This window comes from Massilia sp. LXY-6, assembly GCF_051233485.1.
Taxonomy (GTDB): Bacteria; Pseudomonadota; Gammaproteobacteria; order Burkholderiales; family Burkholderiaceae_D; genus Telluria.
The window spans coordinates 1-13,089 of record NZ_JBKFGF010000048.1 but is presented as its reverse complement, the minus strand read 5'-3'; the positions used below and the strand labels follow the sequence as shown (position 1 = coordinate 13,089).

The window sequence follows — 13,089 nt, the reverse complement described above, 5'->3', positions numbered from 1 at the left end:
TCCAAATGACTGACCCATTGACCTAAGCAATGAAATTACACTCTGATCGTTCTGCCTTGCCCCGCTTCGCCATGCCTTCCCGCCGCAGTCTGATCGGTGCCGCCGTGCTGGCCCTGTGCGCCGGCCACGCTTCCGCCGTCGCGCCCTTCGTCGTGAAGGACATCCGGGTCGAAGGCATCCAGCGAACCGAGGCAGGCACGGTGTTCAGCTACCTGCCGGTACGCGTCGGCGAAACCTTCGACGACGACAAGGGCACCGCTGCGATCAAGGCCTTGTATGCGACCGGCTTCTTCAAGGACGTGCGCCTGGAAGAAGAGAACGGCGTGCTGGTCGTGCTGGTCGAGGAACGTCCTGCGATTTCGAGTGTGGACTTCACCGGCACCAAGGAATTCGAGAAGGACATGCTGGTCAAGGCGCTGAAGGAAATCGGCGTCGGCGAAACCAAGATCTTCGACAAGGCATCGGTCGACCGCGCCGAACAGGAACTCAAGCGCCAGTACCTGTCGCACGGCCTGTACGGCGTGAAGATCACCACCACCGTGACCCCGATCGAGCGTAACCGCGTGACGATCATGTTCAACGTCGACGAAGGCGACGCCGCCAAGATCAAGGGCATCAACATCGTCGGCAACAAGGCCTTCTCCGACAAGCAGCTGCGCGAACTGCTGCAGCTGAATACCTCGGGCTGGTTTACCTGGTACTCGAAGGCCGACCAGTACTCCAAGCAGAAGCTGACCGGCGACCTGGAAGCGATCAAGTCCTGGTACGCGAACCACGGCTATCTCGAAGCGACGGTCGAATCGACCCAGGTCGCGATCACCCCGGACAAGAAGGACATCTACCTGACCATCAACATCTCCGAGGGCGAGAAGTACACCGTCACCGGCGTCAAGATGGAAGGCGAGACCTTCGGCCGCACCGAAGAACTGAAGCAGCTGATCCTGCTGCGCCCGGGCCAGACCTATTCGGGCGAGCTGCTGGAAGCCTCGAACAAGCGCATCTCCGACCGCCTGGCGAGCTTCGGCTACGCCTTCGCCAACGTCAACGCGAACCCGGAAATCAACCAGGCCAAGCACGAAGTCGCGTTCACCTTCATCGTCGATCCGGGCAAGCGCGCCTACGTGCGCCACATGACGATCTCGGGCAACACGATCACGCGCGACGAAGTGATCCGCCGCGAGTTCCGCCAGTTCGAAAGCTCGTGGTACGACCCGAACCGCGTGAAGCTCTCGCGCGACCGCGTCGACCGCCTCGGCTACTTCAAGGACGTGACCGTGGAAACCCCGGAATCCCAGGGTACGACCGACCAGGTCGACGTCAACATCGCGGTCACCGAAAAACCGACCGGTAACTTCATGATCGGCGGCGCGTTCTCGCAGGCCGAGAAGTTCACCTTCACGGCCTCGGTCACCCAGGCCAACTTCGCCGGCAGCGGCAACACGGTCGGCGTCGAGCTGAACACCAGCAAGTACAACCGCACGGTCTCGTTCGCCCAGACCAATCCGTACTTCACCGACGAAGGCGTGTCGCGCGCCTTCCAGCTCTACCTGCGCACCTCGCGTCCGCCGGCGCTGAACATCGGTTCGTACACCGTGCGCCAGATGGGCGGCAACCTGACCTTCGGCGTGCCGTTCTCCGAGACCGACACCGTCTACTTCGGTGCCGGCCTGGAGCGCACCAAGCTGGAAACCGACAGCAGCTCGCCGACCCTGTACAAGGAATTCGTCAAGCAGAACGCGAGCGACCCGACCACCAAGGCCACCGGCGTCGGCAGCGCGACCACCAATGCGATCCCGCTGACCGTGGCCTGGGGCCGCGATTCGCGCGACAGCGCCGTCACGCCGACCCGCGGCCGCTACCAGCGCGCCAACCTGGAAATCGACCTGCTGGGCGACGCCAAGTACTACCGCGCGATCTACGAACACCAGTGGTACCGCCCGCTCACGCGCTGGATGACGCTGGCCCTGAAGGGCGAGCTGGACATCGGCGGCGGCCTGCAAGGCCATGCCTACCCGGTCTTCAAGAACTTCTACGGCGGCGGCATCGGTTCGGTGCGCGGTTACGAGAGCTCGTCGCTGGGCCTGGTCGACCCGTACACCCTGGACGCCCTCGGCGGCGCGCGCCGCGTGATCGGCAACGCCGAACTGCAGTTCCCGTTCCCGGGCAGCGGCACCGACCGCTCGCTGCGCTGGTTCACCTTCGCCGACACCGGCCAGGTCTACCAGGAAGGCCAGCGCATGCGCCTCGACCAGCTGCGCTACTCGGCGGGTATCGGCCTGTCGTGGATTTCCCCGGTGGGTCCGCTAAAGTTGAGTTATGCTAAGCCATTGAACGCCAAGCCGGGCGACCGCCTGGAACGCTTCCAGTTCCAGATGGGTACCGGCTTCTGACAAGCATTGCGGAGAATCATGTTGAATAAATCGATAGCCTCGTTGCCCAGAACCTTGGCGCTGGCCGCCGTGTGTGCGGGCGCGCTGCTGCATGTGAATGCCCAGGCCCAGGCGCAGGCGCCGACCGGCCGGATCGGCTTCATCTACACCGAAAGGCTGATGACGGAATCGAAGCTGGCGCGCACGGCCGACGAGAAGATCCAGGCCGAGTTTTCCAAGCGCCAGAAGCAGGTCGACGACATGCTCAAGCGCTTCAAGGGCGCACGCGAAAAATTCGACGAGGATGCTCCGAAGCTCAATGACATCGACCGCACCCGCCGCACGCGCGAGCTGCTCGACATGGAGAAGGACGTGCAGCGCATGCAGCGCGAGTTCAACGAGGACCTGCTGCAGCGGAAGAACGAGGAGCGCGCGGCGATCGCCCAGCGCGCCTTCAAGCTGATCGAACAGGTGGCCGAGCAGGAGCACCTCGACGTCGTGCTGCAGGAAGCCATCTGGTCCAGCCCGCGCATCGACATCACCGACAAGATCCTCAAGCTGCTCGACAAATAAGCCGCACAATACGATACGCCGGCCGGACGGATGCGCCCGGCCGGCGTATCATTATTCATTTTTACTTTTCACGGAACGACCAGATGGGCACTCGACTGGGTGAATTGGTCGAACGCTTCGGCGGACAGCTGGTGGGAGACCCGAACCTCGAGGTTCAGGGCATCGCACCGCTCGACAGCGCCGACGCTTCGCACATCAGCTTTCTCAGCAATAGCAAATTGCGCGCGCTGGCGGCCCAAAGCCGGGCCGCGGCGCTGATCGTCGCGCCGCTGGACGACGCCACCGTCGCCGGCACTTACGAGGGCGCGCGCATCGTCACCACCAACCCCTACGCCTACTTCGCCCGCGCCGCCCAGTATTTCGCCGCGCTGGAGGAGACCCCGCCCGCACCCGGCGTGCACGCCACCGCGAGCGTGCACGAGAGCGCGCGCGTCGACCCGAGCGCCCATATCGGGCCGCACGTGACGGTCGAGGCGGGCGCCACGATCAAAGCGGGCGCGGTGATCGACGCCGGCTGCTTCGTCGGCCGCGACGCCGAAATCGGCGAAGGCACGCACCTGTTCGCCAACGTGAGCTTCCACGCGCGCTGCAGCATCGGCAAGCGCGGCATCCTGCACTCGGGCGTCGTGATTGGTACCGACGGCTTCGGCTTCGCGCGCGAGAACGGCGTGTACATCAAGATTCCGCAGACCGGACGCGTGATTCTGGGCGACGACGTCGACGTCGGCGCCAACACCACGATCGACCGCGGCGCGCTGGCCGACACCATCATCGAAGACGGGGTCAAGCTCGACAACCAGATCCAGATCGGCCACAACTGCCACATCGGCGCCAACACGGCCATGGCCGGCTGCGTCGGCGTGGCGGGCAGTGCGAAGATCGGCAGGAATTGCACCTTCGGCGGCGCCGCCATGGTGCTCGGCCATCTGGAAATCGCGGACAATGTCCATATCTCCTCGGGCAGCATGGTCTCGCGCTCGGTGCTCGAACCGGGCCAGTACACCGGCTTCTACCCGCTGGCCAAGAACTCGGAGTGGGAGAAAAGCGCCGCCATCGTGCGCAACCTGTCCTCGATGCGCGAGAAGATCCGCACCCTCGAAAAACAGATCAAAACTTTGACCGACAAAACAGAAGAAAAATGAGCACCGAAAACAAGACCGAAGCCAAGACCCTCAACATCAGCCAGATCAAGGAATACCTGCCGCACCGTTATCCGCTCCTGCTGGTCGACCGCGTGCTCGATTATGAGCTGGGCAAGACCATCACCGCGATCAAGAACGTGACGGTGAACGAGGAATTCTTCAACGGTCACTTCCCGCACCAGCCGGTGATGCCGGGCGTGCTGATGATCGAAGCGCTGGCCCAGACCGCCGCGATCCTGTCCTTCATGACCATGAACGTGAAGCCGGACGAGAATTCGGTGGTGTACTTCGTCGGCATCGACAACGCGCGCTTCAAGCGCCCGGTCGGCCCCGGCGACCAGTTGAAGATGGACGTCGAGATCCTGCGCACCTCGCGCGGCATCTGGAAGTACAAGGCCACCGCCAGCGTCGACGGCAAGGTGGCGGTGGAAGCGGAGCTGATGTGCACGATCCGCGCGAACGAAGCCGCAACCCCCGCAGTTGCACCGGAAGCAGCGGGGCAGTGATGAGCAGGATTCACCCGACCGCGATCGTCGATCCGCAGGCCCGGCTGGACAGCTCGGTCGAGGTCGGCCCGTATTCGATCATCGGCCCGCACGTGCAGATCGGCGCCGGCACGGTGGTCGGCCCGCACGTGGTCATCGAAGGCCACACGACCATCGGCAAGGACAACCGGATCTTCCAGTTCGCCTCGCTGGGCGCCGCACCGCAGGACAAGAAGTGGGCCGGCGAGCCGACCCGCCTCGAAGTTGGCGACCGCAACACGATCCGCGAGTTCGTCACCTTCAACCTGGGCACCGCCCAGGACCTGGGGGTGACCCGCCTGGGCGACGACAACTGGATCTCGGCCTACGTCCACCTGGCGCATGACTGCCAGGTCGGCAGCAACACGATCTTCTCGAACAATGCCCAGCTGGCCGGCCACGTCCACGTGGGCGACTGGGCCATCCTGTCGGGCTACTGCGGCGTGCACCAGTTCTGCAAGATCGGCGCGCATGCCTTCATCGGCATGTACACCAGCCTGACCCAGGACGTGCCGCCGTTCGTGCTGGTGTCCGGCAATCCGGCCGAGGCCCATGGCGTGAACATCGAAGGCCTGAAGCGCCGCGGCTTCACGCGCGAGCAGATCAACGCGGTCCGCGCCGCCTACAAGACCATCTACCGCTCCGGCAAGACGCTCGAAGAGGCCAAGGCCCAGCTGGCGGAAGAGGCGGTGGATTCGGGTGAGGGTGCGCCGCAGATCCAGGCCATGCTCGACTTCCTCGGCACCACGAGCCGTGGCATCGTCCGCTGAGTCGACCTCCGCCGTCCACTTGTCGCTGGTGGCCGGCGAGGTCTCCGGCGACATGCTGGCGGCGCAGTTGATGGCCGGCCTCAAGCCGCACCTGCCGCAAGTACGCTTTTCCGGCATCGGCGGCCCGCGCATGCTGGAGCAGGGCCTGGTGTCCGATGTGCCGATGGACACGCTCACCGTGCGCGGACTGTTCGAAGTCATTCCGCGCTACCGCGAACTGAAGGGCATCCAGAACCGCCTGCGCGATCGCCTGCTGGCGGAGCGTCCGGCCGCCTTCATCGGCGCCGACTACCCCGGCTTCAACCTCGGCCTGGAAGAGCAGCTGAAGGCCGCCGGGATCCCGACCCTGCACTTCGTCGGACCGCAGATCTGGGCCTGGCGCGGCGGGCGCATCAAGAAGATCCAGCGCGCGGTCTCGCACATGCTGCTGATCTTCCCGTTCGAAGAAGAGATCTACCGCCGGGCCGGGGTGCCGGCGACCTATATCGGCCATCCGCTGGCCGGGCAGATCCCCTTGCAACCCGACGTCGCCGGGGCGCGCCGCCGGCTCGGCATCCCGGAACACGCGAAGCTCGTGACCGTGATGCCGGGCAGCCGCATGGCCGAGATCAAGTACCTGGCCGAGCCGTTTGCCGGCGCGGTCAAGCTGCTGGCCCGGCGCGACCCGAGCGTGCGTTTCATCGCGCCGATGGCGGGCGAGCGCCAGAAGGCGTATTTTATGGACTTGCTGGCGAAGGCCGGATTGCTTGACGTGCCGCTGGAACTGATCGACGGCCAGTCACACGCGGCCATCGCCGCCGCCGACGCGGTGCTGGCGGCCTCCGGCACGGCGACGCTGGAAGTGGCGCTGTTCAAGAAACCGATGGTGATCGCCTACAAGGTCATGCGCGCGTCGTGGGAGATCATGCGCCACATGGGCTACCTGCCGTGGATCGGGTTGCCGAACATCCTGGCGCGCGAGTCCGTGGTGCCGGAATTCCTGCAGCACGCGGCCACGCCGGAACAGCTGGCGGACGCGGTCTGGTTCCAGTTGACCGACGAAGCCAACCGGAACAAGCTGCGGCAGCGCTTCCTGGACATGCACCATAGCCTGCTGCGCAACAGCGCCGAGCTAAGCAGCCAGGCGGTCCTCGATGTCATTGGGTTGAAGAGATGAGCAAGAAGAAATTCGATTTTTATCCCGGCCTGCCACCCCGTGGCCGTCCGTTCACCGCCGCCGACATCGTCTGCGGCGTGGACGAGGCCGGGCGCGGTCCGCTGGCCGGGCCGGTGTACGCCGCCGCCGTGATCCTCGACCCGAAGCGGCCGATCGAGGGCCTGCGCGATTCGAAAAAGCTGACCGAGGCGCGGCGCGACGAGCTGGCGCCCATCATCAAGGAGCAGGCCCTGGCCTGGGCCGTGGCCGAGTGCTCGCACATGGAAATCGATACCCTGAACATCCTGCAGGCGACCATGCTGGCGATGCGCCGCGCGGTCGAGCAGTTGGGGATGTTCCCGACCATCGCCCTGATCGACGGCAACCGCTGCCCGCAGCTGCCAGAAGCGATCCGCGCCCATGCCGTGGTCGAAGGCGACGACAAGGTGCACGCCATCTCGGCCGCCTCGATCCTGGCCAAGACCGCGCGCGACGCCGCCCTGGTGGCCCTGCACGAAGCCTATCCGCAGTACGCCTTCGACCAGCACAAGGGCTACTCGACGGCGCTGCACCTGGAGCGCCTGCGCTTGCACGGTCCGTGCCCGGTGCATCGGCGTTCGTTCGCGCCGGTGCGGGCGCTGCTGCAGGCCGATCTGCTGTTCGATCTGGAAGGCGCTGCGGCATGAAGACCGTCAGTTCGCGCGACAACGCCTTCTACAAGGAGCTGAAACAGCTCGCCACCAGCTCGCAGGCGCGCCGCAAGGCCGGGCGCTCGCTGCTGGACGGCGTGCACCTGTGCCAGTCCTGGCTCGCGCTGAAGGGCATGCCGGCGCATTGCGTGGTGTCCGAGGATGCGCTCGCCAATCCCGAAGTGGCAGGCATCGTCGAGCGCGTCGAAGCCGCACGCGGGCACGTGACGGCGCTGCCGGAAGCGCTGTTCGGCGCGATCAGCCAGGTCGAGCACGGCGTCAACCTGGTGTTCGTGGTGGATACCCCTGCGCCGCAAGTGCCTGAGGTGCTGGCCGAGTCCGCGGTGCTGCTGGACGGCGTGCAGGACCCGGGCAACGTCGGCTCGATCCTGCGCAGCGCCGGCGCGGCCGGCATCCGGCAGGTCTGGTGCAGTCCCGGCACCGCCTTCTGCTGGTCGCCCAAGGTGCTGCGCGCCGCGATGGGCGCCCACTTCGTGCTGGAGATCTACGAGAACGCCGACCTGGCCGCGCTGGTGCGCGACGCTCGCGTGCCGGTGCTGGCGACCAGCGGCTATGCCGCCGAATGCCTGTACGACGTCGAGCTGGCCGGCCCGGTGGCCTGGGTGCTGGGGCATGAAGGGCAGGGCGTTTCCGACAGCTTGCTGAACCTGGCCAGCCGCCGCGTCGCGGTGCCGCACGCGGGACAGGTCGAATCGCTGAACGTGGCCGCCTGCGCCGCAGTGTGCTTTTTCGAGCAATTACGGCAGTCCAGGCAACAGCGGCAGCGCCAGGCATAGACGGCACCGCCCACTCAGGGTACTCTTGCGTTTGGGCAAGGGAGTCATGATGGACACAATGCAGTCAGCTTTACAGAACCTACATTTCCTGGTGGCGGAAGCCGAGCCGGTACAGCGCCGCGCGCTGATCGAGGCGCTCGGCCAGCTCGGCGCCAGCCGCGTCACCGACGTGCCCGACGGCCCGACCGCGCTGCGTACGCTGCAGGCCGGCTTCACGCCGAAGGTCGATGTCGCCATCATCGACCTGGCCCTGGGCGGCATGGACGGCCTGGAGCTGCTGCGCGCGATCGCCGCGCTCAAGTCCACCGTGCGCCTGATCGTGATCGGGGCCCAGCCGGCCGGGGTGCTGTTCTCGGTCGAGACCCTGGCCCAGGCCTATGGCGTCGAGCTGCTGGGCACCGTCGCCAAGCCGGTCACCAGCGCCAAGCTCAAGACCGTGCTGGACAACTTCCAGCCTGCGGCGCATCCGCGCGCGCCGTCGGCGTCGCCGAGCTTCAGCTTCGCCGAAGTGGGCGTCGGCCTGCAGCAGCGCCAGTTCGAACCCTTCTTCCAGCCCAAGATCGAACTGGCCACCGGCCAGGTGAAGGGCCTGGAGACCTTCGCGCGCTGGCGCCACCCCGAGCACGGCGTGCTGGGCCCAAGCGCCTTCATCGACGCGCTGGAACAGAACAACCGCGTCGACTTCCTCGACTGGACCATGATCGAATTGTCGGTCGAACGCTGCCGCCAGTACCACGACCGCGGCATCCCGATCTCGATCTCGCTGAACCTGGCGTCCGAGACGCTGGCGAATCCGAACTTCATCCGCCAGGTGTCGTCCTGCATGAAGCGCCACGGCGTGCTGCCCGACTACCTCACCTTCGAAATCACCGAGTCGTCGATCCTGAAGTTCGACGTCGATTTCATCGAACGCCTGGTACGCCTGCGCATGATGGGCTTCGGCCTGGCGATCGACGATTACGGCACCGGACGCTCCAACCTGCAACTGCTGGCGCGGATCCCGTTCTCGGAGCTGAAGATCGACCGTTCCTTCGTCGACGGCGCATCGAAGAAGCGCCCGCTCGGCACGGTGCTGAAATCCTGCCTCGGCCTGGCGCACAGCCTGGACCGCATGTCGGTCGCGGTGGGCGTCGAGACGCGCCAGGACTGGGACTTCTTGCAGGGGCTGGGCTGCACGTATGCGCAGGGCTACCATATTGCCAATCCGATGGAGGCCGGCGCGTTTCCGGGCTGGCTCGAGGATTGGCAGCACTTCTTCTAACGAGGGGTCAGAGTCCGGTGTTGGTTTTAAAGGGACTCTGACCCCGGTGGTCCTGACCCCGGTGGTCAGTGGCGGAGTGCGTTCGACACGCGGCCGCCGCGTATCGAAGTTGGGCTGCCACTACCCACCGGGGTCAGAGCCCTAAAAAAGCAACACCGGGCTCTGACCCCTCTTATGACCCCTAGTACTCCCGCCGATCCGGCTTGATCTCCTGCAGGATCGTGGTCGAGATCTCCTCGATCGACTTGGTCGTCGACGACAGCCAGCGGATCCCCTCGCGGCGCATCAGCGTCTCGGCCTCGTTCACCTCGTAGCGGCAGTTCTCCAGCGACGCGTATTTGCTGCCGGCGCGGCGCTCGTTGCGGATCTCCGCCAGGCGCTCCGGCGTGATCGTCAGTCCGAACAGCTTGTGCTTGAACGGCGGCAGGGCCGAGGGCAGGCGGCCGCGTTCGAAGTCGTCCGGAATCAGCGGATAGTTGGCGGCCTTGATCCCGTACTGCATCGCCAGGTACAGGCTGGTCGGGGTCTTGCCCGAGCGCGACACGCCGACCAGGATCACGTCCGCATCGGCCAGGTTCTTGTGCGACTGGCCGTCGTCGTGCGCCAGCGAGAAGTTGATCGCCTCGATCCGGCTCTTGTATTCCTCGCTGTCGACCACGTTGTGGATGCGGCCGATGGTGTGGGTCGACTTCACGCCCAGTTCCTGCTCCAGCGGCGCGACGAAGGTCTGGAACAGGTCCATGTGCATGCCCTGCGCGGCGCGGATCACGGCCGACAGGTCGTGCTTGACCAGGGTCGAAAAGACGATCGGGCGCTGGTTGTCGGACAGCGCGACGTCGTTGATGCGGCGCGCGGCATCGTAGGCTTTCTCGATGGTATCGATGAAGGGCAGGCGGATCTGGCGGAAGCGCATCTCGAACTGGCTCAGGACCGCGTGGCCGAAGGTTTCGGCGGTGATGCCGGTGCCGTCGGACACGAAGAATACGGTGCGCGCGGCATTCGGATTGACGGGGGAGCTCAAGGAAGTCATGGTGCCTTTTTGCTAAGATAATGACAAAGTTGCAGCCGGCGCACAGTGCATCGCACAAACGCAGGTTAAAATGCTCGGCAACGGTTGTACGGATTGTGCTGCACGGCGCCCAGAATAACAAGAAAACACCGCCGCCCAGCCAAGCCACGAAAGGTTCCCTATCATCAAAAAGGTGTTTCATCATGACTAACCTGTCTACTGCAGAACTGAAGGTGCCCGCTCCCGCGGCGGCCGGCGAAAGCGTGTACGTTGCTCCGTTCGAGCAACTGCGCATGACCGACGTCGAGTCGGTCGGCGGCAAGAACGCATCGCTGGGCGAGATGATCAGCCAGCTGGCCGAAGCCGGCGTGCGCGTGCCGGGCGGCTTCGCCACCACGGCCGACGCCTTCCGCGATTTCCTGCGCCACAGCGCCGACGGCGGCCCGTCGCTGGGCCAGCGCATCGCGCTGCGCCTGGAGAACCTGAACATCGACGACACCCGCGCGCTCGCCGCGGCCGGCGCCGAGATCCGCCAGTGGATCGTCGAGACCCCGTTCCAGCCGCGCCTGGAGCAGGAAATCCGCGCCTTCTACGACCGCCTGGTTACCGATTCCGAGAGCGAGATGTCGTTCGCGGTGCGTTCCTCGGCCACCGCCGAAGACCTGCCGGACGCCTCCTTCGCCGGCCAGCAGGAGACCTTCCTGAACGTGGTCGGCATCGACAACGTGCTGGAAGCCATGAAGCACGTGTTCGCATCGCTGTACAACGACCGCGCGATCTCCTACCGCGTCCACAAGGGCTTCACCCATGCCGAGGTCGCGCTGTCGGCCGGCGTGCAGCGCATGGTCCGCTCGGACACCGGCGCCGCCGGCGTGATGTTCACCATCGACACCGAGTCGGGCTTCAAGGACGTGGTCTTCATCACCTCCAGCTACGGCCTGGGCGAGACCGTGGTGCAGGGCGCCGTCAACCCGGACGAGTTCTACGTGCACAAGCCGATGCTGGAGCAGGGCAAGAAGCCGGTCATCCGCCGCAACATCGGCTCCAAGCTGATCAAGATGGAGTTCACCAAGGAAGCCAAGGCTGGCCGTTCGGTGCAGACCGTCGACGTGCCGGTCGAGCTGCGCAACCGCTACTCGCTGAACGACGAGGAAGTCGTCGAACTGGCCAAGTATGCCGTGATCATCGAGAAGCACTACGGCCGCCCGATGGACATCGAGTGGGGCAAGGACGGCCGCGACGGCAAGCTGTACATCCTGCAGGCGCGCCCGGAAACCGTGAAGTCGCAACAGAAGGCCGGCGACGCCCAGCAGCGCTTCAAGCTGAAGGGCACGGGCACGGTATTGACCAGCGGCCGCGCGATCGGCCAGAAGATCGGCGCCGGTCCGGTCCGCGTGATCAACGACCCGTCCGAGATGGAACGCGTGCAGCCGGGCGACGTGCTGGTGGCCGACATGACCGACCCGAACTGGGAACCGGTGATGAAGCGCGCCTCGGCGATCGTCACCAACCGCGGCGGACGCACCTGCCACGCGGCGATCATCGCGCGTGAACTGGGCGTGCCGGCGGTGGTCGGCTGCGGCGACGCCACCGATATCCTGAAGGACGGTACCTTCGTGACCGTGTCCTGCGCCGAAGGCGACGAGGGCAGGATCTACGACGGCCTGCTGGAAACCGAGGTGTCGGAAGAAGTGCGCGGCGAGCTGCCGCCGCTGAAGACCAAGATCATGCTCAACGTCGGCAACCCCCAGCTGGCCTTCGACTTCCAGTCGGTGCCGAACGGCGGCGTCGGCCTGGCGCGTCTGGAATTCATCATCAACAACAACATCGGCGTGCACCCGAAGGCGATCCTCGAGTACCCGAACATCGACAACGACCTCAAGAAGGCGGTCGAATCGGTGGCCCGCGGCCACGCCTCGCCGCGCGCCTTCTACGTCGACAAGCTGGCCGAAGGCGTGGCGACCATCGCCGCCGCGTTCTGGCCCAAGCCGGTCATCGTGCGCCTGTCCGACTTCAAGTCGAACGAGTACAAGAAGCTGATCGGCGGTTCGCGCTACGAGCCGGACGAAGAGAACCCGATGCTGGGCTTCCGCGGCGCCGCCCGCTACCTGGCCGAGGACTTCGCCGAGTCCTTCGAGATGGAATGCATGGCCATGAAGCGCGTGCGCGAAGAGATGGGCCTGACCAACGTCGAGATCATGATTCCGTTCGTGCGCACCCTGGGCCAGGCCGAAAAGGTCATCGCGCTGCTGGCGAAGTACGGCCTGAAGCGCGGCGAGAACGGCCTGCGCGTGATCATGATGTGCGAAGTGCCTTCGAACGCCATCCTGGCCGAGCAGTTCCTGGAGTACTTCGACGGCTTCTCGATCGGCTCGAACGACCTGACCCAGCTGACCCTGGGCCTGGACCGCGACTCCGGCATGGAGCTGCTGGCCAAGGACTTCGACGAGCGCGACCCGGCCGTGAAGGCGATGCTGAGCCTCGCCATCAAGGCCTGCCGCGCCCAGGGCAAGTACATCGGCATCTGCGGCCAGGGTCCTTCGGACAACCCGGACTTCGCGCAGTGGCTGGTGGAGCAGGGCATCGAGTCGATGTCGCTGAATCCTGACTCGGTCATCGATACCTGGCAGAAGCTGGCGGCGATGTAAGCCGTCGCGCTGTCGCGATCGAACCCCCGCCGGCCTCTGGGCCCGCGGGGGTTTTTCTTGGGTGCGCCCAGCATGGGCGCACTCCTGTGGGTGCAAGTCCCGCCGCGAGCTGACCACAGTGAGCGAAGTGAAGCGCAACTGCATGAGGGTAACCGAGTGTGGGAAGGAAGCG

General features: G+C 65.4%; 11 protein-coding genes. 10 read left to right on the top strand and 1 reads right to left on the bottom strand.

Annotated features, from left to right (window positions below):
- Positions 1–29 precede the first annotated feature (29 nt).
- The 9 genes from bamA to ACI48D_RS20515 all read left to right on the top strand — a co-directional run bounded on the left by bamA (position 30) and on the right by ACI48D_RS20515 (position 9,260).
- Positions 30–2,390, top strand: coding sequence for an outer membrane protein assembly factor BamA (bamA, locus tag ACI48D_RS20555; RefSeq protein ID WP_435573112.1), 2,361 nt, complete (start codon positions 30–32; stop codon positions 2,388–2,390).
- Positions 2,391–2,432: 42 nt separating this feature from the next.
- The gene (locus tag ACI48D_RS20550) at positions 2,433–2,942 is read left to right on the top strand and encodes an OmpH family outer membrane protein (RefSeq protein ID WP_435573111.1); all 510 of its coding nucleotides are present in this window, start codon (positions 2,433–2,435) and stop codon (positions 2,940–2,942) included.
- Positions 2,943–3,025: 83 nt separating this feature from the next.
- Positions 3,026–4,084 carry a UDP-3-O-(3-hydroxymyristoyl)glucosamine N-acyltransferase gene (gene lpxD, locus ACI48D_RS20545; RefSeq protein WP_435573110.1) on the top strand — a complete coding sequence of 353 codons (1,059 nt, stop codon included), beginning with the start codon at positions 3,026–3,028 and terminating at the stop codon, positions 4,082–4,084.
- Complete coding sequence (gene fabZ, locus ACI48D_RS20540; RefSeq protein WP_435573109.1) at positions 4,081–4,590, top strand: 3-hydroxyacyl-ACP dehydratase FabZ; 510 nt, start codon at positions 4,081–4,083, stop codon at positions 4,588–4,590. Before lpxD ends, fabZ begins: the two co-directional genes overlap by 4 nt.
- Positions 4,590–5,378, top strand: a complete 789-nt coding sequence (gene lpxA, locus ACI48D_RS20535; protein WP_435573108.1) for an acyl-ACP--UDP-N-acetylglucosamine O-acyltransferase — start codon at positions 4,590–4,592, stop codon at positions 5,376–5,378. The genes fabZ and lpxA overlap by 1 nt, the downstream gene beginning before the upstream one ends.
- Positions 5,362–6,534 (top strand): lipid-A-disaccharide synthase, encoded by a 1,173-nt coding sequence (gene lpxB, locus ACI48D_RS20530; RefSeq protein ID WP_435573107.1) that lies wholly within the window; start codon positions 5,362–5,364, stop codon positions 6,532–6,534. Before lpxA ends, lpxB begins: the two co-directional genes overlap by 17 nt.
- Complete coding sequence (gene rnhB / locus ACI48D_RS20525; RefSeq protein WP_435573106.1) at positions 6,531–7,199, top strand: ribonuclease HII; 669 nt, start codon at positions 6,531–6,533, stop codon at positions 7,197–7,199. Before lpxB ends, rnhB begins: the two co-directional genes overlap by 4 nt.
- The gene (locus tag ACI48D_RS20520; RefSeq protein WP_435573105.1) at positions 7,196–7,999 is read left to right on the top strand and encodes a TrmH family RNA methyltransferase; all 804 of its coding nucleotides are present in this window, start codon (positions 7,196–7,198) and stop codon (positions 7,997–7,999) included. The genes rnhB and ACI48D_RS20520 overlap by 4 nt, the downstream gene beginning before the upstream one ends.
- Positions 8,000–8,057: 58 nt before the next feature.
- Entirely contained in the window at positions 8,058–9,260 is a 1,203-nt protein-coding gene (locus tag ACI48D_RS20515) for an EAL domain-containing response regulator (protein WP_435573104.1), read from the top strand.
- Between the two features lie 181 nt (positions 9,261–9,441).
- On the opposite strand, the gene ppsR is transcribed toward ACI48D_RS20515, so the two are convergent.
- Positions 9,442–10,290, bottom strand: a complete 849-nt coding sequence (ppsR, locus tag ACI48D_RS20510; RefSeq protein WP_435573103.1) for a posphoenolpyruvate synthetase regulatory kinase/phosphorylase PpsR — start codon at positions 10,288–10,290, stop codon at positions 9,442–9,444.
- 182 nt (positions 10,291–10,472) lie between these two features.
- Between ppsR and ppsA the strand changes: the two genes are divergently transcribed.
- The gene (ppsA, locus tag ACI48D_RS20505; protein WP_435573102.1) at positions 10,473–12,917 is read left to right on the top strand and encodes a phosphoenolpyruvate synthase; all 2,445 of its coding nucleotides are present in this window, start codon (positions 10,473–10,475) and stop codon (positions 12,915–12,917) included.
- Positions 12,918–13,089: the final 172 nt, after the last annotated feature.